13 protein-coding genes and 2 tRNA genes are annotated in these 18,178 nt (G+C 60.5%); 11 read left to right on the top strand and 4 right to left on the bottom strand.

What is annotated here, in order from left to right:
• Positions 1–11 precede the first annotated feature (11 nt).
• From BKX96_RS21090 to BKX96_RS21080, 3 genes are all read left to right on the top strand, one after another.
• A complete protein-coding gene (locus BKX96_RS21090) occupies positions 12–1,199 on the top strand; it encodes an ATP phosphoribosyltransferase regulatory subunit (RefSeq protein WP_077185398.1) in 1,188 nt (395 codons plus the stop codon).
• 54 nt (positions 1,200–1,253) lie between these two features.
• Positions 1,254–2,543: an adenylosuccinate synthase gene (locus tag BKX96_RS21085; RefSeq protein ID WP_046819834.1), complete on the top strand. Its 1,290-nt coding sequence runs from the start codon at positions 1,254–1,256 to the stop codon at positions 2,541–2,543.
• Positions 2,544–2,693: 150 nt separating this feature from the next.
• Complete coding sequence (locus BKX96_RS21080; RefSeq protein WP_077185397.1) at positions 2,694–4,628, top strand: methyl-accepting chemotaxis protein; 1,935 nt, start codon at positions 2,694–2,696, stop codon at positions 4,626–4,628.
• 93 nt (positions 4,629–4,721) lie between these two features.
• On the opposite strand, the gene BKX96_RS21075 is transcribed toward BKX96_RS21080, so the two are convergent.
• The 4 genes from BKX96_RS21075 to BKX96_RS21060 form a co-directional block, all read right to left on the bottom strand.
• Positions 4,722–6,287 (bottom strand): ABC transporter permease, encoded by a 1,566-nt coding sequence (locus BKX96_RS21075; RefSeq protein WP_046819832.1) that lies wholly within the window; start codon positions 6,285–6,287, stop codon positions 4,722–4,724.
• On the bottom strand, positions 6,287–7,297 hold the full coding sequence (locus tag BKX96_RS21070; protein WP_046819831.1) for an extracellular solute-binding protein: 1,011 nt from the start codon (positions 7,295–7,297) through the stop codon (positions 6,287–6,289). The genes BKX96_RS21075 and BKX96_RS21070 overlap by 1 nt, the downstream gene beginning before the upstream one ends.
• A gap of 162 nt (positions 7,298–7,459) precedes the next feature.
• A tRNA-Leu gene (locus BKX96_RS21065) sits at positions 7,460–7,546 on the bottom strand.
• 167 nt (positions 7,547–7,713) lie between these two features.
• A tRNA-Leu gene (locus BKX96_RS21060) sits at positions 7,714–7,800 on the bottom strand.
• Positions 7,801–8,025: 225 nt separating this feature from the next.
• Between BKX96_RS21060 and rnr the strand changes: the two genes are divergently transcribed.
• From rnr to BKX96_RS21020, 8 genes are all read left to right on the top strand, one after another.
• On the top strand, positions 8,026–10,653 hold the full coding sequence (rnr, locus tag BKX96_RS21055; protein ID WP_077185396.1) for a ribonuclease R: 2,628 nt from the start codon (positions 8,026–8,028) through the stop codon (positions 10,651–10,653).
• Complete coding sequence (gene rlmB, locus BKX96_RS21050; RefSeq protein ID WP_007973273.1) at positions 10,650–11,417, top strand: 23S rRNA (guanosine(2251)-2'-O)-methyltransferase RlmB; 768 nt, start codon at positions 10,650–10,652, stop codon at positions 11,415–11,417. Before rnr ends, rlmB begins: the two co-directional genes overlap by 4 nt.
• Before the next feature lie 306 nt (positions 11,418–11,723).
• Positions 11,724–12,146, top strand: a complete 423-nt coding sequence (gene rpsF, locus BKX96_RS21045) for a 30S ribosomal protein S6 (protein ID WP_003217491.1) — start codon at positions 11,724–11,726, stop codon at positions 12,144–12,146.
• 28 nt (positions 12,147–12,174) lie between these two features.
• The gene (rpsR, locus tag BKX96_RS21040; RefSeq protein WP_002551829.1) at positions 12,175–12,405 is read left to right on the top strand and encodes a 30S ribosomal protein S18; all 231 of its coding nucleotides are present in this window, start codon (positions 12,175–12,177) and stop codon (positions 12,403–12,405) included.
• 36 nt (positions 12,406–12,441) lie between these two features.
• Complete coding sequence (locus BKX96_RS21035) at positions 12,442–13,335, top strand: YybS family protein (RefSeq protein WP_046819829.1); 894 nt, start codon at positions 12,442–12,444, stop codon at positions 13,333–13,335.
• Positions 13,336–13,354: 19 nt separating this feature from the next.
• Positions 13,355–13,801: a 50S ribosomal protein L9 gene (rplI, locus tag BKX96_RS21030; RefSeq protein ID WP_008058981.1), complete on the top strand. Its 447-nt coding sequence runs from the start codon at positions 13,355–13,357 to the stop codon at positions 13,799–13,801.
• Positions 13,802–13,935: 134 nt separating this feature from the next.
• Positions 13,936–15,333, top strand: coding sequence for a replicative DNA helicase (dnaB, locus tag BKX96_RS21025; protein WP_008058980.1), 1,398 nt, complete (start codon positions 13,936–13,938; stop codon positions 15,331–15,333).
• A 189-nt stretch (positions 15,334–15,522) separates the two neighbouring features.
• Positions 15,523–17,826, top strand: coding sequence for a YgiQ family radical SAM protein (locus BKX96_RS21020; protein ID WP_046819828.1), 2,304 nt, complete (start codon positions 15,523–15,525; stop codon positions 17,824–17,826).
• Positions 17,827–18,178: the final 352 nt, after the last annotated feature.

Here is an 18,178-nt window from a genome sequence, read left to right as displayed (position 1 = left end):
GGGAAGGCGTAATGGCAACGGTAGACCGCTGGCTTCTGCCAGATGGCATCGAAGAAGTACTGCCACCTGAAGCGGCGCGCATTGAAGTCGCGCGTCGCCAGGTGTTGGATCTGTTCCAGAGCTGGGGTTACGAGTTTGTCGTGACTCCCCATATCGAGTACCTGGAATCCCTGCTGACCGGCGCGGGCCAGGACCTGGACCTGCGGACCTTCAAGGTCATCGACCCGCAATCGGGCCGGCAGATGGGTTTCCGTGCCGACATCACGCCGCAAGTAGCGCGCATCGATGCGCATACCTTGCGTCGCGAAGGTCCGAGCCGCCTGTGTTATGCCGGTAGCGTGCTGCATGCCCAGCCGCGTGCCTTGTCGTCCTCGCGCAGCCCGATCCAGCTAGGCGCCGAGTTGTATGGCGATGCCAGTCCCGGCAGCGACGTGGAAGTCATCAGCCTGATGCTCGCCATGCTGCAACTGGCCGATGTGCCGGATGTGCACATGGACCTGGGGCATGTCGGTATCTACCGCGGCCTGGCTCGTGCCGCCGGTTTGTCCGGGGAAGTTGAACAACAGTTGTTCGACGCGTTGCAACGTAAGGCCATCGACGAGGTCATTACCTTGACCGAAGGCTTGCCGGCTGACTTGTCGGGCATGCTGCGCGCGTTGGTCGACCTGTGTGGCGGCCGTGAAGTGCTGGCGGCTGCGCGTGAGCGCCTGGCCAAGGCCCCGGCCCCGGTACTGGCGGCGCTGGATGACCTGCTGGCGATTGCCGAGCGTCTGTCCGTGCGGTTCCCGGAGTTGCCGCTGTACTTCGACCTGGGCGAGCTGCGTGGTTACCACTATCACACCGGTGTGGTGTTCGCCGTGTTCGTGCCGGGTGTTGGCCAGTCCATCGCCCAGGGCGGTCGCTACGACGACATCGGTGCCGACTTCGGTCGTGCCCGTCCGGCCACCGGCTTCTCCACTGATTTGAAAACCCTGGTGACCCTGGGGCGTGCTGAGATCGAGCTACCGTCTGGCGGTATCTGGATGCCTGACAGTACGGATGCGGCACTCTGGCAGACGGTTTGCCAGTTGCGCAGTGAGGGTCAGCGTGTCGTCCAGGCTTTGCCTGGGCAGCCATTGGCCGCCGCCCGTGAAGCGGACTGCGACCGGCAATTGATCCAGCAGAACGGGCTTTGGCAAGTATCGCCACTGGCTTCTTGAGTTTTCCCGCCGGCTGCCGCCGGCACCAAGTTTGCGCGAATGAGGACAAGTGTTATGGGTAAGAATGTCGTAGTCCTGGGCACCCAGTGGGGTGATGAGGGCAAAGGCAAGATCGTTGATCTGCTAACCGAACATGCTGCCGCCGTAGTGCGCTACCAGGGTGGCCACAACGCTGGCCACACCCTGGTGATCGACGGTGAAAAGACCGTCTTGCACCTGATCCCCTCGGGCGTGCTGCGCGAAGGCGTGCAGTGCCTGATCGGCAACGGCGTGGTCGTTGCACCTGACGCCCTGCTGCGCGAGATCACCAAGCTGGAAGAAAAAGGCGTACCGGTGCGTGAGCGCCTGCGTATCAGCCCGTCCTGCCCACTGATCCTGTCCTTCCACGTAGCGCTGGACCAGGCCCGTGAAAAGGCCCGCGGCGAGCTGAAGATCGGCACCACCGGTCGCGGCATCGGCCCGGCCTACGAAGACAAGGTTGCACGTCGTGGCCTGCGTGTGGGCGACCTGCTCAACATGCCGCGCTTTGAAGACAAACTGCGTGAACTGGTGGATTACCACAACTTCATGCTGGTGGGTTACTACAAAGAGCCAGCCATCGAATTCGACAAGACCCTGGCAGAATGCAAGGAATACGCGGAGCTGCTCAAGCCGCTGATGCTGGACGTGACTGCCGAGTTGCACGACCTGCGTCGCGCTGGCAAAGACATCATGTTCGAAGGCGCCCAAGGCTCCCTGCTGGACATCGACCACGGTACCTACCCGTACGTGACCAGCTCTAACACCACCGCTGGCGGCGTAGCTACCGGTTCGGGTGTTGGCCCTATGTTCCTGGACTACATCCTCGGTATCACCAAGGCTTACACCACGCGTGTAGGTTCGGGCCCATTCCCGACTGAGCTGTTCGACGAAGTCGGTGCGCACCTGGCTAAACAAGGTCACGAGTTCGGCGCGACTACCGGCCGTGCTCGTCGTTGCGGCTGGTTCGACGCCGTTATCCTGCGTCGCGCTATCGATGTGAACAGCATCTCGGGCATCTGCCTGACCAAGCTGGACGTGCTCGACGGTCTGGAAACCATCAACATCTGCGTCGGTTATAAAGATGCAGAAGGCAACGCCGTTGCCCCGACTGATGCAGACAGCTACGTGGGCTTGCAGCCTGTGTACGAAGAAGTGCCGGGCTGGACCGAGTCAACCGTGGGTGCCAAGACCCTGGAAGAGCTGCCAGCTAACGCCCGTGCTTACATCAAACGCGTCGAAGAGCTGATCGGTGCGCCGATCGACATTATTTCGACGGGTCCGGACCGTAACGAAACCATCGTTCTGCGCCATCCGTTCGCTTGATAAGCTGTTGATGTAAAACACAAAGGCCCCTTTATAGGGGCCTTTGTCGTTTATGCCTGTCGAACGGCATGACCTTTGCTATTAGCTTTGCCTGAAGCGTCATTTCGGGCGTGCCATCAATTTAATGGCGCTCATGCAGAGGGATTTCAAGTGTCGGCCGTTCTCTCATTGTTACAAAGCCGTTTGTTGCGGCCCGTATTCGTTACCCTCGGTATCGCCCTTTTGGTGCAGGTACTGGTGGCGGTCGCGCTGACCCGGAGCACCGTGACCGCGCTGGAAGCCGATCTCGGTCAGCGCCTGGGCGCGGACAGTCAAAAACTCTCCGGTGAACTTGAGCAGGCTGGGCGTGAAGTCACGTCGAGCCTCGACAGCCTGTCCGCCAGTACGCGTCAGCGCCTTACCGCTGGCTTGTCTGCGCGGCTGAAGGACGAGCAGGCACAGTTGCGTTCGACCCTGGAAAAAGACCTGAAGGACTCTGCCAGCGACATGGCGCAGCTCCTGGCCTCGGTGGCTCCGCGCGCCATGTGGGACAACGACGTTCCGACCTTGTCCGAATTTGCCCGTCGGGCCCAGCGCAACCCCAACGTCCTGTTTGTGGTGTACGACGACGCCACGGGCCAGCATCTGACGCGCTACCTCAACCGGGAAAACCCGATCAACAAGGCCCTGCTGGAAAAAGGCCAGGGCGACCGCGCGCTGGACAAGGTGCTGGACGCCGCGAAGAACGATCCGTCGGTCTTCTACATCGAGGCCACGATCAACCCTAATGGCGTGGAAATCGGCAAGGTCCTGATGGGCGTTTCGACGGCCTCGGTGGAGGCCGATCTGGCGGCGCTGGACAAGCGCTTTGCGGCCTTGATCGCCAGTGGCGACCAACTGGTAGGCGACAGCCTGAAAGGCGCAGCGGCCGACAGCGCTGCCGCCATGCGTGCGCGTCTGCAATCGGCCCAGTCCACGGCCGCTGAAATGAAAGCCAACACCACCGGCACCGTGCAGGAGGCCGCGGCAACCTTGCGCTGGCGTATCGGCTTGAGCCTGGCGGTGGTGGGTTTTGGTGTCCTGCTGTTGCTGGCGGTCGTGCTCGGGCGTCGAGTGGTCAATCGCCTGAAGATGTTGATTGTCGCCATGGACGACCTGGCGGCGGGCGAGGGCGATCTGACCAAGCGCGTGCAGATCAGCAGCAAGGATGAAATCGGTGACATGGCTTCGGCGGTCAATCGTTTTGTCGACAAGTTGCAGCCGATCGTGCGCGAGGCGGGTGATGTCGCTCAGCGTACCGGTGTGGAAATCGGCGCCATGACGCTGCGTAACGCGGGGGCCGATGCGGCGGCAGGCATGCAGCGCGATGAGGTAGCTGAAAGCCTGCGGGCCTTGTCGCGCATGGCGGATGAGGCGCAGTCCGAAAGCCAGGCCATGCAAGCGGCGCTGAAGCAGGTGGTGGATATTCGTCAGGCCACCGACGAAAACACCCGGACCTCGGCGAAAGTCGGCAACCTGATTGAAGCGTTGGCCGGCCAGGTCGAAACCGGGGCGCAAGTGATCGAGCGCCTGGCGCAGCAGAGTGAGCAGATCGAAGTGGTACTGACGGTGATCCACGGTATTGCCGAGCAGACCAACCTGCTGGCGCTGAACGCGGCCATTGAGGCGGCGCGTGCGGGCGAAACCGGGCGCGGGTTTGCGGTGGTGGCTGATGAGGTGCGTGCGTTGGCGAGCAAGACGCAAAGCTCCACCGGCGATATCCAGGCGCATATCGTGGCGTTGCAGCAAGGCGCACGTGAAGCCGTGGCGGCCATCGGCCAGGCCGGGCGTCAGGCCAGTGAGGGCCTTCTGGTCCTGCGTGACAGTGCGCGGTTGCAGCAATCGGTGCAGGCTTCGGTCGAGCAGGTGCACACGGCGATCGGTCTGGCGACCCAGGCCGCCGAGCACCAGGCCCGCGGAGCCCAGGCGGTACGCGGTCGGGTCGAGACCATTCATGTGCAGGCCGAGAAGGCGGCCCAGGCGGTGGTGGAAACCACGGCCAGCGGCAAGGTGCTCGATGGCCTGGCGGCGCAGTTGAAAGCGAGCCTGGGGCAGTTCAGGGCTTGATGGGTTGTCCGGGCGGGCCTCATCGCGAGCAGGCTCGCTCCCACTGTTGATCTACCGAGACCTGTGGCAGCGATCCTGCTCGCGATGACGGACTCAACGACTCAAATACATCCGGGTCGTAAGCAAATAAACCGGCAACCCCGATACCAGAATCAACAACGCCGCATAAGGCGCCGCCGCCGCAAACTCCACATTCGCGGTATGCGCCCAGACCTCCGTGGCCAGGGTATTGAGCCCGGTCGGGCTCAACAGCAAGGTCGCCGTCAGCTCCTTCATCGCATCCAGGAACACCAGTGCAAACGCCGCTCCCAGCGCCGGAAAGATGATCGGCAACGTCACCCGGCAAAACGCACTGAACGAAGATGCGCCCAAGGTGCGTGCCGCTTCTTCCAGTTGCGGAGCGGCCTTGTTCAGTGCTGTGCGTATTGGCGCCTGGGCCAGCGGCAAGAACAGTAGCGCGTAAGCGATCAGCAACAGCATCGACGTCTGGTACAGCGCTGGCACATAGTGCAACGCGAAGTACACCAGGGTCAGCGCGATCACCAGTCCTGGTAGCGCGTGCAGCAGATAGGGCAGGCGTTCGGCCCAAATCGCCAACGGGCCTTTGTAGCGCACCACCAGCAGTCCCACCGGCAACGCCAGAACAAGGCATAGCCCCGCGCCGCCCAACGACAGTGCCAGGGATGAAAGCAGCGCCTCGCCGATGGCCGCCACCGGAAATGCCGCCGACGAGCCCACGGCCAGCCAGTACGCCAGCATCCCCAGTGGAATGCCACTGCCGATGATCGCCAGCAACAGGCAATACAGTTGCCCGGCCACCATCCAGGGGCCCAACCGAACCTGTTCCGCCTGGCGCGCCGCACCCTGGCCTGTGCGCACGTGCCGGCCCTTGCCGCGAACGCGAAGCTCCAGCCACAGCAACATCAGGCACAGCGCCAGCAGCACCGCCGAGAGCATCGCGGCGTTGGCGTTACTGAACTCCAGTTCGAACTGTTGATAGATCGCGGTGGTGAAGGTCTGCAGGCCAATAATCGACAGCGCGCCGAATTCCACCAGCATGTGCAGGGCAATCAGCAGCGACCCCGCCAGCAGCGAAGGCCAGAGCAGCGGCAGGGTGACACGGAAAAATACCCCCCAGCGATTCTGCCCCAGGGTGCGGGCCGACTCTTCCAGGGAGGGGTCGAGATTGCGCAGGGTGGCTGCGACCGGCAGAAAAATCAGCGGGTATTTGGACAGGCTCATCACCAGGATCGCCCCGCCAAGCCCTTCGAAATGAGCGCTCAGCGACACCCAGGTAAAACTGCTGACAAACGCCGGCACGGCGAACGGCAAGCACAGGATCACGCCCCACAAGCGCCGCCCCGGCAAATTGCTGCGTTCCAGCAGCCAGGCCAGCGACAGGCCGATCACGCCGCAGGCCAGCGTAACGCCAACCATCAGCGCCAAGGTATTGCGCAACAGGCCGAACACATATGGCCGCCACAGCAGGTGCAGCGCTTCGGCCCAGCCCGCTTGCCAGGCCTTCAGGCCGACGTAAGCCAGGGGCAGCAAGCTGAGCACGACCAGTAGCAGAACCGGCAGTACCAGCCAGATGGACGGCCGCTTGCGCCTTGGCACGTACTGGCCATAAGAGGCAGGGGCGGTTAGCGATGCGCTCATCAGTTCAGGCCAACCTCGCGTTCAAGGTCCAGGGCTTCTTCGGCATTGCCGAGGTCGGCAGGTGTGACTTTCGGTGCTTGCAGTTCGCTGAACGGCTTGAGGCCACGATCCGATTGCATGCCTTTATGCAGCGGGTATTCGGCGGTGGTCTGGGTGATCACGCGCTGGCCTTCTTCGCTGGCCATGTAGGCGAGCAGTTGCTGGGCTTCTTTTGGATGTTTGCTGGATTTCAGCACGGCCGCACTCGATACGGTAATCAGGCCGCCGACGTCGCCGCCGGTGAAGTAATGCAGTTTCGAATCGAGCTGGCCTTTTTCACGTTGCAAGGCGAACCAGTAGTAGTTGTTCACCAGTACCGTCGCCACTTCGCCGTTTTCCACGGCTTTGAGTGCAACCATGTTGTTACTGTAGGTCTTGCCGAAGGCGCGCAGGCCGGTCAGCCATTCTTCGGCCGCCTCCATGCCATGCACCTTGATGATTGCCACGGCTTGTTCCTGGAACGCACCGCTGGTGGGTACGAAGCCGACCTTGCCTTGCCATTTTGGATCGGAGAATTCCATCACTGACTTCGGCAGGTCTTTCTCGTCGATCAGTTTCGGGTTGAACGCGACGACGCGCACCCGGGCAGTGACGCCAATCCAGGTGCCGTTGCCGGCAACATAGTCCTTGGGCAGCACTGCCAGCGTGGCGTCATCGGCCTTGGCCAGCAGGCCTTGCTCGCCGAGCTTGTTCAGCGGCGGCGACTCTTCGGTGTAGATCACGTCGGCAGGGGAGCGATCACCTTCTTCGACCACCTGGCTGGCGAGCTGGTTGCTGCTGCCCTTGCGCACATTGACGTGAATGCCGGTCTTGGCTTCGAAGGCTTTGGCGACAGCATCGCCGACTTCCTTGTGCTGGCCGTTATAGAGCGTCAGGGAAACAGGATCGGCGGCCTGAATGAGGGGAGTGGCGAGCGCCAGGCCGAGCAGGGTGGTGGTCAAGCCGCGGCGCAGGGTATTTCGAAACATCATTCGCAGGGTTCCTCACTGTCGCATTGCAAAAACTTGCAACAATGATAAACGATATTGTTTCTCAAATGGGCTCTGTGCGGGCAGGTTTTCAAACCCCGGAAACGCAAAAACCCGCTGTCGCGGGTTTCTGTGAAATTCAAGGCCGTAACCTTGAATTTGAATTGGTGCCCAGAAGAAGACTCGAACTTCCACGACCTTGCGGTCACCAGCACCTGAAGCTGGCGTGTCTACCAATTTCACCATCTGGGCATTTCATCACTAGCGTTGCCGCTGTTGATGTGGCGCACTATACGGAGAGCAATTTGATCTGTAAACCCCTGATTTAAAATTATTAAATCAGATCTCCAAAATGCAAAAACCCGCTTTCGCGGGTTTTTGTGTGAGCCTTGAAATTGAACTAATCTCAAGCTCGAAATTGGTGCCCAGAAGAAGACTCGAACTTCCACGACCTTGCGGTCACCAGCACCTGAAGCTGGCGTGTCTACCAATTTCACCATCTGGGCAGTATCGGCAACGTTGTCCGTCGTCGATGGCGCGCACTATACGGAGCGTCTTTTTAACTGTAAACCCCCGACACCAAAAAAACCTGAAAAATTTCACCAGTGGTATTCAAATCAACCTTCTGGTGTCGATAAAGGGCTTTAGATAAGGCGTCTTAGCCTGAAATTTCCCGTTTCATTACGCCTATGCCAAACTAACCCGTATATAGACAAGGTGAAAACTCTCTAATGGCCGATTGGCAGTCCCTCGATCCCGAGGCCGCTCGTGAAGCGGAAAAATATGAAAACCCCATTCCTAGCCGCGAACTGATCCTTCAGCACCTTGCTGATCGGGGTTCGCCTGCTAACCGCGAGCAACTGGTCGAAGAGTTTGGTCTGACCACGGAAGACCAGATCGAAGCCCTGCGCCGCCGCCTGCGCGCCATGGAGCGCGATGCACAACTCATTTACACCCGTCGCGGCACTTATGCGCCGGTGGACAAGCTCGACCTGATCCTGGGCCGCATCAGCGGTCACCGTGATGGCTTCGGCTTCCTGGTGCCGGACGACGGCAGTGACGACCTGTTCATGAGCCCGGCACAAATGCGCCTGGTGTTCGACGGCGACCGTGCACTGGCACGAGTTTCCGGACTGGATCGTCGCGGTCGCCGCGAAGGCATGATCGTCGAGGTGGTGTCCCGTGCTCACGAGACCATCGTCGGCCGCTACTTCGAAGAAGGCGGTATCGGTTTCGTCGTCGCGGATAACCCGAAGATCCAGCAGGAAGTGCTGGTGACGCCGGGCCGTAACGCGAACGCCCAGATCGGGCAGTTCGTCGAAGTGAAGATCACTCACTGGCCAACGCCACGCTTCCAGCCGCAAGGCGATGTGGTTGAAGTAGTGGGCAACTACATGGCGCCGGGCATGGAGATCGACGTTGCCCTGCGTACCTACGACATTCCTCACGTTTGGCCTGACGCCGTGCTCAAGGAAGCCGGCAAGCTCAAGCCGGAAGTCGAAGAGAAAGACAAAGAGAAGCGCATCGACCTGCGTCATCTGCCGTTCGTCACCATCGACGGCGAAGATGCCCGCGACTTCGATGACGCGGTCTACTGCGAAGCCCGTCCGGGCAAGCTGCGCCTGTTCTCCGGTGGCTGGAAGTTGTACGTGGCGATTGCCGACGTATCCAGCTACGTGAAACTCGGTTCGGCACTCGATGCCGAAGCCCAGGTTCGCGGCAACTCGGTGTACTTCCCCGAGCGCGTGATTCCGATGCTGCCTGAGCAGCTGTCCAACGGTTTGTGCTCGCTGAACCCGCAAGTCGATCGCCTGGCCATGGTTTGCGAGATGACCATCTCCAAGTCTGGCGAAATGACCGATTACTGCTTCTACGAAGCGGTGATCCATTCCCATGCCCGCCTGACCTACAACAAGGTCAGCGCGATGCTGGAAACGCCGAAAGCCACCGAAGGGCGCAAGCTGCGTGGCGAATACACCGACGTGGTGCCGCACCTCAAGCAGCTGTACTCGCTGTACAAGGTGTTGCTGGCGGCCCGTCACGTGCGTGGTGCGATCGATTTTGAAACCCAGGAAACTCGGATCATCTTCGGTTCCGAGCGCAAGATCGCCGAAATCCGTCCGACCGTGCGTAACGACGCGCACAAACTGATCGAGGAATGCATGCTGGCGGCCAACGTGGCCACCGCCGAATTCCTCAAGAAGCACGAAATTCCTGCGTTGTACCGCGTGCACGACGGCCCGCCGCCGGAGCGCCTGGAAAAACTGCGTGCGTTCCTCGGCGAGCTCGGCCTGTCCCTGCACAAAGGCAAGGACGGCCCGTCGCCGAAGGATTACCAGGCGCTGCTGGCCGGTATCAAGGATCGTCCGGATTTCCACCTGATCCAGACCGTGATGCTGCGCTCGTTGAGCCAGGCGGTGTACAGCGCCGATAACCAGGGCCACTTCGGCCTCAATTATGAGGCGTACACCCACTTCACCTCGCCGATCCGCCGCTACCCGGACTTGCTCACGCACCGGGCGATTCGCAGCGTGATCCATTCGAAGCAGAACACCCCGCACGTTCGCCGTGCCGGTGCGATGACCATTCCGAAGGCGCGCATCTACCCGTACGACGAAGCGGCCCTGGAGCAGCTTGGCGAGCAGTGCTCGATGAGCGAGCGCCGTGCCGACGAAGCGACCCGCGACGTAGTGAACTGGCTCAAGTGCGAGTTCATGAAAGATCGCGTGGGCGAGTCGTTCCCGGGCGTGATCACGGCCGTCACCGGCTTTGGCCTGTTCGTCGAACTGACCGACATCTACGTCGAAGGCCTGGTGCACGTCACCGCGCTGCCGGGTGACTACTACCACTTCGATCCTGTGCACCACCGCTTGGCCGGTGAGCGTACCGGTCGCAGCTTCCGCCTGGGCGACACCGTGGAAGTGCGGGTCATGCGCGTCGACCTCGACGAGCGCAAGATCGACTTCGAGATGGCTGAAAAAACCATCAGCGCGCCGATCGGCCGCAAAAAACGCGGTGCCGAAACCGCAGCGCCTGCTGCCAAGGCCGAAGCAGAACCGGCCCCGGCGAAAGCCGGTCGTCGTCCTGCCAAGGAAAAGGCTGTCGAGGCCTATCGTCCGAGTGATGCTGCGGCGAAAAACGCCGAAGTGCGCAAAAGCCGTGAAATGAAGCAGGCGTTGCTCGCCGGCGCGAAAAGCGGCGGTAAAGCGGCGTCTACGGGAAAGACCGGACGGTCGGCGCCTGAAAAGGCCGTCGGCGGCAAGCCAGCCAAACCGAGCAAACATCGTAAAGGCCCGCCGAAAGCGGGCTCGGCCCCAGCCAAAAGCGGTGGGGCGCGTAAACCTAAGGCCAAGTCATGAGTCAGTTGGAGAAAATCTACGGCGTGCATGCTGTAGAAGCGTTGCTGCGTCACCACCCCAAGCGCGTCAAGCAGATCTGGTTGGCCGAAGGTCGCAACGACCCTCGGGTCCAGACGCTGATAGAGCTGGCGAACGAAAACCGGGTCCAGGTCGGCCAGGCCGAGCGCCGCGAAATGGACGCCTGGGTTGAAGGCGTGCACCAGGGCGTGGTTGCGGACGTGAGTCCGAGTCAGGTCTGGGGCGAGGCGATGCTCGACGAATTGCTCGATCGCACTGACGGCGCGCCGTTGTTGCTGGTGCTCGACGGCGTGACCGATCCGCACAACCTTGGCGCCTGCCTGCGTTCCGCGGATGCCGCCGGTGCGCTGGCCGTGATCGTGCCGAAGGACAAGTCGGCGACCCTGACTCCGGTTGTACGAAAAATCGCCTGCGGTGCAGCGGAAGTGATTCCGCTGGTTGCCGTGACCAACCTGGCGCGCACGCTGGAAAAACTCCAGCAGCGCGGCTTGTGGGTTGTCGGCACGGCCGGTGAAGCCGAGGTCAGCCTGTATGACCAGGACCTGACCGGCCCGACCATCCTGATCATGGGTGCTGAAGGTAAAGGCATGCGTCGCCTGACCCGCGAGCATTGCGACTATCTGGTGAACCTGCCGATGGCCGGTAGCGTCAGCAGCCTCAACGTGTCCGTGGCGACCGGTGTGTGCCTGTTCGAAGCGCAGCGTCAGCGTAGCGTCAAAGCCAAGGCTGCTGCCAAGAAGTCTTAAGCTCGACGCAATCAAAATGTGGGAGCGGGCTTGCTCGCGAAAGCGGAGTAACATTCAGCAAAAATGTTGGATGTGCTGCCGCATTCGCGAGCAAGCCCGCTCCCACAGTGTTTGTGGGGTGGCATGAGTTGGTGGCTGTTCAAATAATCACCAATTCCCTTGCGCCTCCCACGCCCCTTCTCTACAATTGCGCCCCTTGCTGTGATGGCAGGCACCCACGTGTCTAGCGTCCTCAAGTCCATAAGTGTCATTCACTCCTTGTCTGACCGCTTTTGAGCGGCAGGCTACAACCCGTAAGGAGCATTCATGCGTCATTACGAAATCATCTTTTTGGTCCACCCGGATCAAAGCGAGCAAGTCGGCGGCATGGTTGAGCGTTACACCAAGCTGATCGAAGAAGACGGCGGCAAAATCCACCGTCTGGAAGATTGGGGCCGTCGTCAACTGGCCTACGCAATCAACAATGTTCACAAGGCTCACTACGTGATGCTGAACGTTGAGTGCACTGGCAAGGCCCTGGCCGAGCTGGAAGACAACTTCCGCTACAACGATGCAGTGATCCGTAACCTGGTCATCCGTCGCGAAGAAGCCGTTACCGGCCAATCCGAGATGCTCAAGGCTGAAGAAAACCGCAGTGAGCGCCGTGAGCGTCGCGACCGTCCTGAGCACGAAGGCGCTGAAAGCGCTGATAGTGATGACAGCGACAACAGCGATAACGCTGACGAGTAATCCACGGACCTTTTAAGGAGCCTATCAAATGGCACGTTTCTTCCGTCGTCGTAAATTCTGCCGCTTCACCGCTGAAGACGTGAAAGAGATCGATTACAAAGATCTCAACACTCTGAAAGCCTACGTATCCGAGACCGGCAAAATCGTTCCAAGCCGCATCACCGGTACCAAAGCACGTTATCAGCGTCAGCTGGCCACCGCTATCAAGCGCGCCCGCTTCCTGGCCCTGCTGGCCTACACCGACAGCCACGGCCGCTGAGACCGGGCAGTCGACACGTAGCAAAGGATTGAATGTATGCGTGCCTTAGCTGAGTTCATCATGCGGGGCCGTATGCAGGCCACTCTCGTAGTGGCTGGATGCGCGGCATTGCCGTTGTTGTATTGGTTGGGTGCTGCCGCTGGATGCCTCGTGCTCCTGCGGCGCGGATTGAAGGACGCCCTGGGCGTTCTTGCTCTGGGACTGCTGCCGGCATTGATCTGGTGGCTTTACTCCGACGACCCACGGGCACTTCTGGTGCTGCTGGGGTCTGCGAGCCTTGCGTTGGTTTTGCGCGCAAGCGAGTCCTGGAACCGCGTGCTGCTGGTCAGCATAGCGATGGGAGTGGTGTTTTCAGTGGTGTTGGGGATGGCTTTTGGTCCCCAGATCGAGATGCTGGCGCAGGCTTTGATAAAAGTCATGCCGTCGCTACTCGGTGATGTCTACCAGCAGATGTCGGTAGACGAGCAAGCGCGTTTCGCGTCCCTGATTACACCGATCCTGACCGGCCTGATTGCGGCCCTGTTGCAAATCGTCAGTGTGCTGAGCCTGATTGTCGGGCGCTACTGGCAGGCGTTGTTGTACAACCCCGGTGGTTTTGGTCGCGAGTTTCGCGCCGTCCGAATCCCGCTGGGTCCCGCGATGTTGCTGCTGGCGGGCATGGTTGTGTCACCGAATCTCGGTGTCCAGATGTCCATGCTTGTACCGCTGTGCAGCGTACCGCTGGTTTTCGCCGGGCTGGCCCTGATTCACGGGCTGGTGGCGCAAAAGCGACTGGCCAAGTTCTGGCTGGTGGGGTTGTACGTCACGCTGTTGCTGTTCATGCAGCTGATCTATCCGTTGCTGGTGGTCCTGGCCATCGTCGACAGCCTGATTGATTTTCGCGGTCGTCTGGCGCCGAAAGACGCCGATGATGCGAACGGTGAAGGTTAAAAGTTAAGAGGATTTTCACATGCAACTGATCCTTCTGGAAAAAGTCACCAACCTGGGCAACCTGGGTGACAAAGTGAACGTTAAGGCTGGTTACGGTCGTAACTACCTGCTGCCTTACGGCAAAGCTACCGCTGCGACCCCAGCCAACCTGGCTGCGTTCGAAGAGCGTCGTGCCGAGCTGGAAAAAGCAGCAGCAGATCGCAAATCGTCGGCTGAAAGCCGCGCTGCCCAACTGGCCGAGCTGGAAGTGACCATCACTGCCACCGCTGGCGACGAAGGCAAGCTGTTCGGTTCGATCGGTACTCACGACATCGCTGACGCACTGACCGCCTCTGGCGTTGAAGTAGCGAAAAGCGAAGTTCGTCTGCCGAACGGCACCATCCGCAACGTAGGTGAATTCGACGTAGCCGTGCACCTGCACGCCGAAGTTGAAGCCACCGTACGCGTTGTCGTGGTAGCAGCTTAAGCGGTACTTGTCGGCTGGCACCCTCGGGTGCTTGCCGGTAACATCGGGCACGATCCTGTTTACAGGTCGTGCCCTTTGTCTTTCTGGTAACACCCGTTTTCAAACCCCTGCTTTTCTTAAAAAACCAAGTGGCCATGAACGAAATCTCCGCTCCTGAGCAATACGATCTGCAAACCGCCGCGCTGAAGGTGCCGCCGCATTCCATCGAAGCCGAACAGGCTGTCCTCGGTGGTCTGATGCTGGACAACAACGCCTGGGAGCGCGTGCTCGATCAAGTCTCCGACGGTGATTTCTATCGACATGACCACCGTCTGATCTTCCGTGCGATCGCCAAGCTGGCCGATCAGAACATGCCGATCGACGTCGTGACCCTGTCCGAGCAACTGGACAAGGAAGGTCAGACGTCACAGGTCGGCGGCCTTGGTTACCTGGGCGAACTGGCTAAAAACACGCCATCGGTCGCCAACATCAAGGCCTATGCGCAGATCGTTCGTGAGCGGGCAACCTTGCGCCAACTGATCGGTATCAGCACCGAAATCGCAGACAGCGCTTTCAACCCGGAAGGTCGTACCGCCGCCGAGATTCTCGACGAAGCCGAGCGGCAGATCTTCCAGATCGCCGAGGCCCGGCCGAAAACCGGTGGGCCGGTGGGGGTGAATGACCTGCTGACCAAGGCCATCGACCGCATCGACACCTTGTTCAACACCGACAACGCCATCACCGGACTGTCCACCGGCTACACCGACCTCGACGAGAAGACCAGCGGCCTGCAACCGGCCGACCTGATCATCGTCGCCGGCCGTCCGTCCATGGGTAAGACCACCTTTGCCATGAACCTGGTGGAAAACGCCGTGTTGCGCAGCGAGAAGGCGGTTCTGGTTTACTCCCTGGAGATGCCAGGTGAATCGCTGATCATGCGTATGTTGTCGTCGCTCGGGCGCATCGACCAGACCAAGGTCCGTTCCGGTCAGTTGGAAGATGACGATTGGCCACGCCTGACCTCGGCGGTCAATCTGCTCAACGATCGCAAGCTGTTCATCGACGATACCGCCGGTATCAGCCCGTCGGAAATGCGTGCCCGGACCCGCCGCCTGGTGCGTGAGCATGGTGAAGTCGGCCTGATCATGATCGACTACCTGCAGCTGATGCAGATCCCGGGCTCCAGTGGTGACAACCGGACCAACGAGATTTCCGAGATATCCCGATCCCTGAAAGCCCTGGCCAAGGAATTCAACTGCCCGGTAGTGGCCTTGTCCCAGCTCAACCGTTCCCTGGAACAACGCCCGAACAAGCGCCCGGTGAACTCCGACTTGCGCGAATCCGGAGCGATCGAGCAGGACGCCGACGTGATCATGTTCGTGTATCGCGACGAGGTGTATCACCCCGAGACCGAGCACAAAGGCATTGCCGAGATCATCATCGGCAAGCAGCGTAACGGGCCGATCGGCTTCATCCGCCTGGCCTTTATCGGCAAGTACACGCGATTCGAGAACCTGGCGCCGGGCAGTTATAACTTCGACGACGACGAGTAAGTCATAGCGTCTGATATGGCCTCTTCGCGAGCAGGCTCGCTCCCACAGGCTTAGTGTGATCTCTGTGGGAGCGAGCCTGCTCGCGAAAGGGGTGCCACCAATTTCCGACCACAGCCGTCGGAATTGGTCAAAATTTGTGCTATATTCCGCGCCCGCGAAATTCAATGAAAGCCAACACCGGTTATCGACATGCAAGCAGCCAAGCCGTTATTTGACTATCCCAAGTACTGGGCCGAATGTTTCGGACCAGCGCCATTCCTGCCCATGAGCAGGGAGGAGATGGATCAGCTCGGCTGGGATTCCTGTGACATCATCATCGTCACCGGTGATGCCTACGTCGATCACCCGTCGTTCGGCATGGCGATCATCGGCCGGCTGCTGGAATCCCAGGGCTTCCGTGTCGGCATCATTGCCCAGCCAAACTGGCAGTCCAAAGACGACTTCATGAAGCTCGGCGAGCCGAACCTGTTCTTCGGTGTCGCGGCCGGCAACATGGACTCGATGATCAACCGCTACACCGCCGACAAGAAAATCCGTTCCGACGATGCCTACACGCCGGGTGGCCTGGCGGGCAAACGCCCGGACCGCGCGAGCCTGGTCTACAGCCAGCGCTGCAAGGAAGCCTACAAAAACGTGCCGATCGTGCTTGGCGGCATCGAAGCGTCCCTGCGCCGGATCGCCCACTACGATTACTGGCAGGACCGGGTACGCAACTCGATCCTGATCGACGCCTGCGCCGACATCCTGCTCTATGGCAACGCCGAGCGTGCGATCGTCGAAGTCGCCCAGCGCCTGTCCTACGGTCACAAGATCGAAGACATCACCGATGTTCGCGGCACCGCCTTCATCCGTCGCGACACGCCCAAAGACTGGTACGAAGTCGACTCCACGCGCATCGACCGTCCGGGCAAGATCGACAAGATCATCAACCCGTACGTGAACACCCAGGATACCCAGGCTTGCGCCATCGAGCAGGAGAAGGGACCGGTCGAGGATCCGCAGGAAGCCAAGGTCGTACAGATCCTGGCCAGCCCGCGCATGACTCGCGACAAGACCGTGATTCGCCTGCCGTCAGTGGAAAAAGTCCGCAACGACGCGGTGCTCTACGCCCACGCCAACCGCGTGCTGCACCTGGAAACCAACCCGGGCAACGCCCGTGCGCTGGTGCAGAAGCATGGCGAAGTGGACGTTTGGTTCAACCCGCCACCGATTCCGATGACCACCGAAGAGATGGACTACGTGTTCGGCATGCCTTACGCCCGTGTTCCGCATCCGGCGTATGGCAAGGAGAAAATCCCGGCCTACGACATGATCCGCTTCTCGGTGAACATCATGCGTGGCTGCTTCGGCGGTTGCACCTTCTGCTCGATCACCGAGCACGAAGGCCGGATCATCCAGAACCGCTCCCATGAATCGATCATTCGCGAAATCGAAGAGATTCGTGACAAGGTCCCGGGCTTTACCGGCGTGATCTCCGACCTGGGCGGCCCGACCGCGAACATGTATCGCATCGCCTGCAAGACCCCGGAAATCGAATCCGCGTGCCGCAAGCCATCCTGCGTGTTCCCTGGCATCTGCCCGAACCTGAACACCGACCACTCGGCGCTGATCCAGCTGTACCGCAGTGCCCGTGAATTGCCGGGTGTGAAAAAAATCCTCATCGCTTCCGGCCTGCGCTACGACCTCGCGGTCGAGTCGCCGGAATACGTTAAAGAGCTGGTGACCCACCACGTCGGTGGCTACCTGAAGATCGCCCCGGAACACACCGAGGAAGGTCCGCTCAACCAGATGATGAAACCGGGCATTGGCAGCTATGACAAGTTCAAGCGCATGTTCGAGAAGTACTCCAAGGAAGCGGGCAAGGAGCAGTACCTGATTCCGTACTTCATCGCCGCCCACCCGGGCACCACCGACGAAGACATGATGAACCTGGCGCTGTGGCTCAAGGGCAACGGTTTCCGTGCCGACCAGGTGCAGGCGTTCTACCCGTCGCCGATGGCCACCGCCACCGCGATGTACCACTCAGGCAAGAACCCGCTGCGCAAGGTCACCTACAAGAGTGACGCGGTGACCATCGTCAAGAGCGAAGAACAGCGCCGACTGCACAAGGCATTCTTGCGTTATCACGACCCTAAGGGCTGGCCGATGCTGCGTGAAGCATTGACCCGCATGGGCCGCGCCGACCTGATCGGGCCGGGGAAGAACCAGTTGATCCCGCTGCACCAACCGTCCACCGACAGCTACCAGAGCGCCCGTCGCAAGAACTCGACGCCGGCTGGCAGCCACAAGGTTGCTGGGGAAAAGACCACCAAGATCCTGACCCAGCACACCGGCCTGCCACCGCGCGCCAGCGATGGCGGCAACCCGTGGGACAAACGCGAGCAGGCTAAGGCGGCGGCGTTCGCCCGCAACCAGCAGGCGGCCAAGGAGCGCAAGGAAGCGGCCAAAGGCAAAGGGCCCAAGCCTGCGCGCAAGCCGGTCGTGCCGCGCTAAGCTGCGCTTGAGCTGAACAAAACGCCAACCTTCGGGTTGGCGTTTTGCGTTTCAGGGTTTAACCATTTGTGCTGGAGCCTCTGGCCTCTTGGCGGGCAAGCCCGCTCCCACAGTGTTCGAGGTTGCACGCGATTATGTGTTCGCAGCAGATCCCTGTGGGAGCGGGCTTGCCCGCGAAGAGGCCAGCGTGGGCGACGACTATGCAACTGGCCGCCACAAATACGTGCAACTCTCTCCAACCAATTTCCCGCATCGCCCGATTTTGGTGCTGTACTGCCTCCTGCAACCGGAGAAAGCGCCAGCACTGCTGGATGGCATAAGTCTTGCGCGCTTTCCAATACGCTTAGGGCTC

The sequence above is a fragment of the Pseudomonas putida genome, from assembly GCF_001976065.1.
In the GTDB taxonomy this organism is placed as follows: domain Bacteria; phylum Pseudomonadota; class Gammaproteobacteria; order Pseudomonadales; family Pseudomonadaceae; genus Aquipseudomonas; species Aquipseudomonas serbica.
Note: the sequence above shows the minus strand (reverse complement) of the source record. Positions and strands in the feature narration are given on the sequence as shown.

What these genes read in the sequence shown, in the direction of transcription:
- BKX96_RS21090 (WP_077185398.1), top strand. Translation starts at nt 12, where the DNA reads ATGGCAACGGTAGACCGCTGGCTTCTGCCAGATGGCATCGAAGAAGTA.
- BKX96_RS21085 (WP_046819834.1), top strand. Translation starts at nt 1,254, where the DNA reads ATGGGTAAGAATGTCGTAGTCCTGGGCACCCAGTGGGGTGATGAGGGC.
- BKX96_RS21075 (WP_046819832.1), bottom strand. Translation starts at nt 6,287, where the DNA reads ATGAGCGCATCGCTAACCGCCCCTGCCTCTTATGGCCAGTACGTGCCA.
- BKX96_RS21070 (WP_046819831.1), bottom strand. Translation starts at nt 7,297, where the DNA reads ATGATGTTTCGAAATACCCTGCGCCGCGGCTTGACCACCACCCTGCTC.
- rnr (WP_077185396.1), top strand. Translation starts at nt 8,026, where the DNA reads ATGGCCGATTGGCAGTCCCTCGATCCCGAGGCCGCTCGTGAAGCGGAA.
- rlmB (WP_007973273.1), top strand. Translation starts at nt 10,650, where the DNA reads ATGAGTCAGTTGGAGAAAATCTACGGCGTGCATGCTGTAGAAGCGTTG.
- rpsF (WP_003217491.1), top strand. Translation starts at nt 11,724, where the DNA reads ATGCGTCATTACGAAATCATCTTTTTGGTCCACCCGGATCAAAGCGAG.
- rpsR (WP_002551829.1), top strand. Translation starts at nt 12,175, where the DNA reads ATGGCACGTTTCTTCCGTCGTCGTAAATTCTGCCGCTTCACCGCTGAA.
- BKX96_RS21035 (WP_046819829.1), top strand. Translation starts at nt 12,442, where the DNA reads ATGCGTGCCTTAGCTGAGTTCATCATGCGGGGCCGTATGCAGGCCACT.
- rplI (WP_008058981.1), top strand. Translation starts at nt 13,355, where the DNA reads ATGCAACTGATCCTTCTGGAAAAAGTCACCAACCTGGGCAACCTGGGT.
- dnaB (WP_008058980.1), top strand. Translation starts at nt 13,936, where the DNA reads ATGAACGAAATCTCCGCTCCTGAGCAATACGATCTGCAAACCGCCGCG.
- BKX96_RS21020 (WP_046819828.1), top strand. Translation starts at nt 15,523, where the DNA reads ATGCAAGCAGCCAAGCCGTTATTTGACTATCCCAAGTACTGGGCCGAA.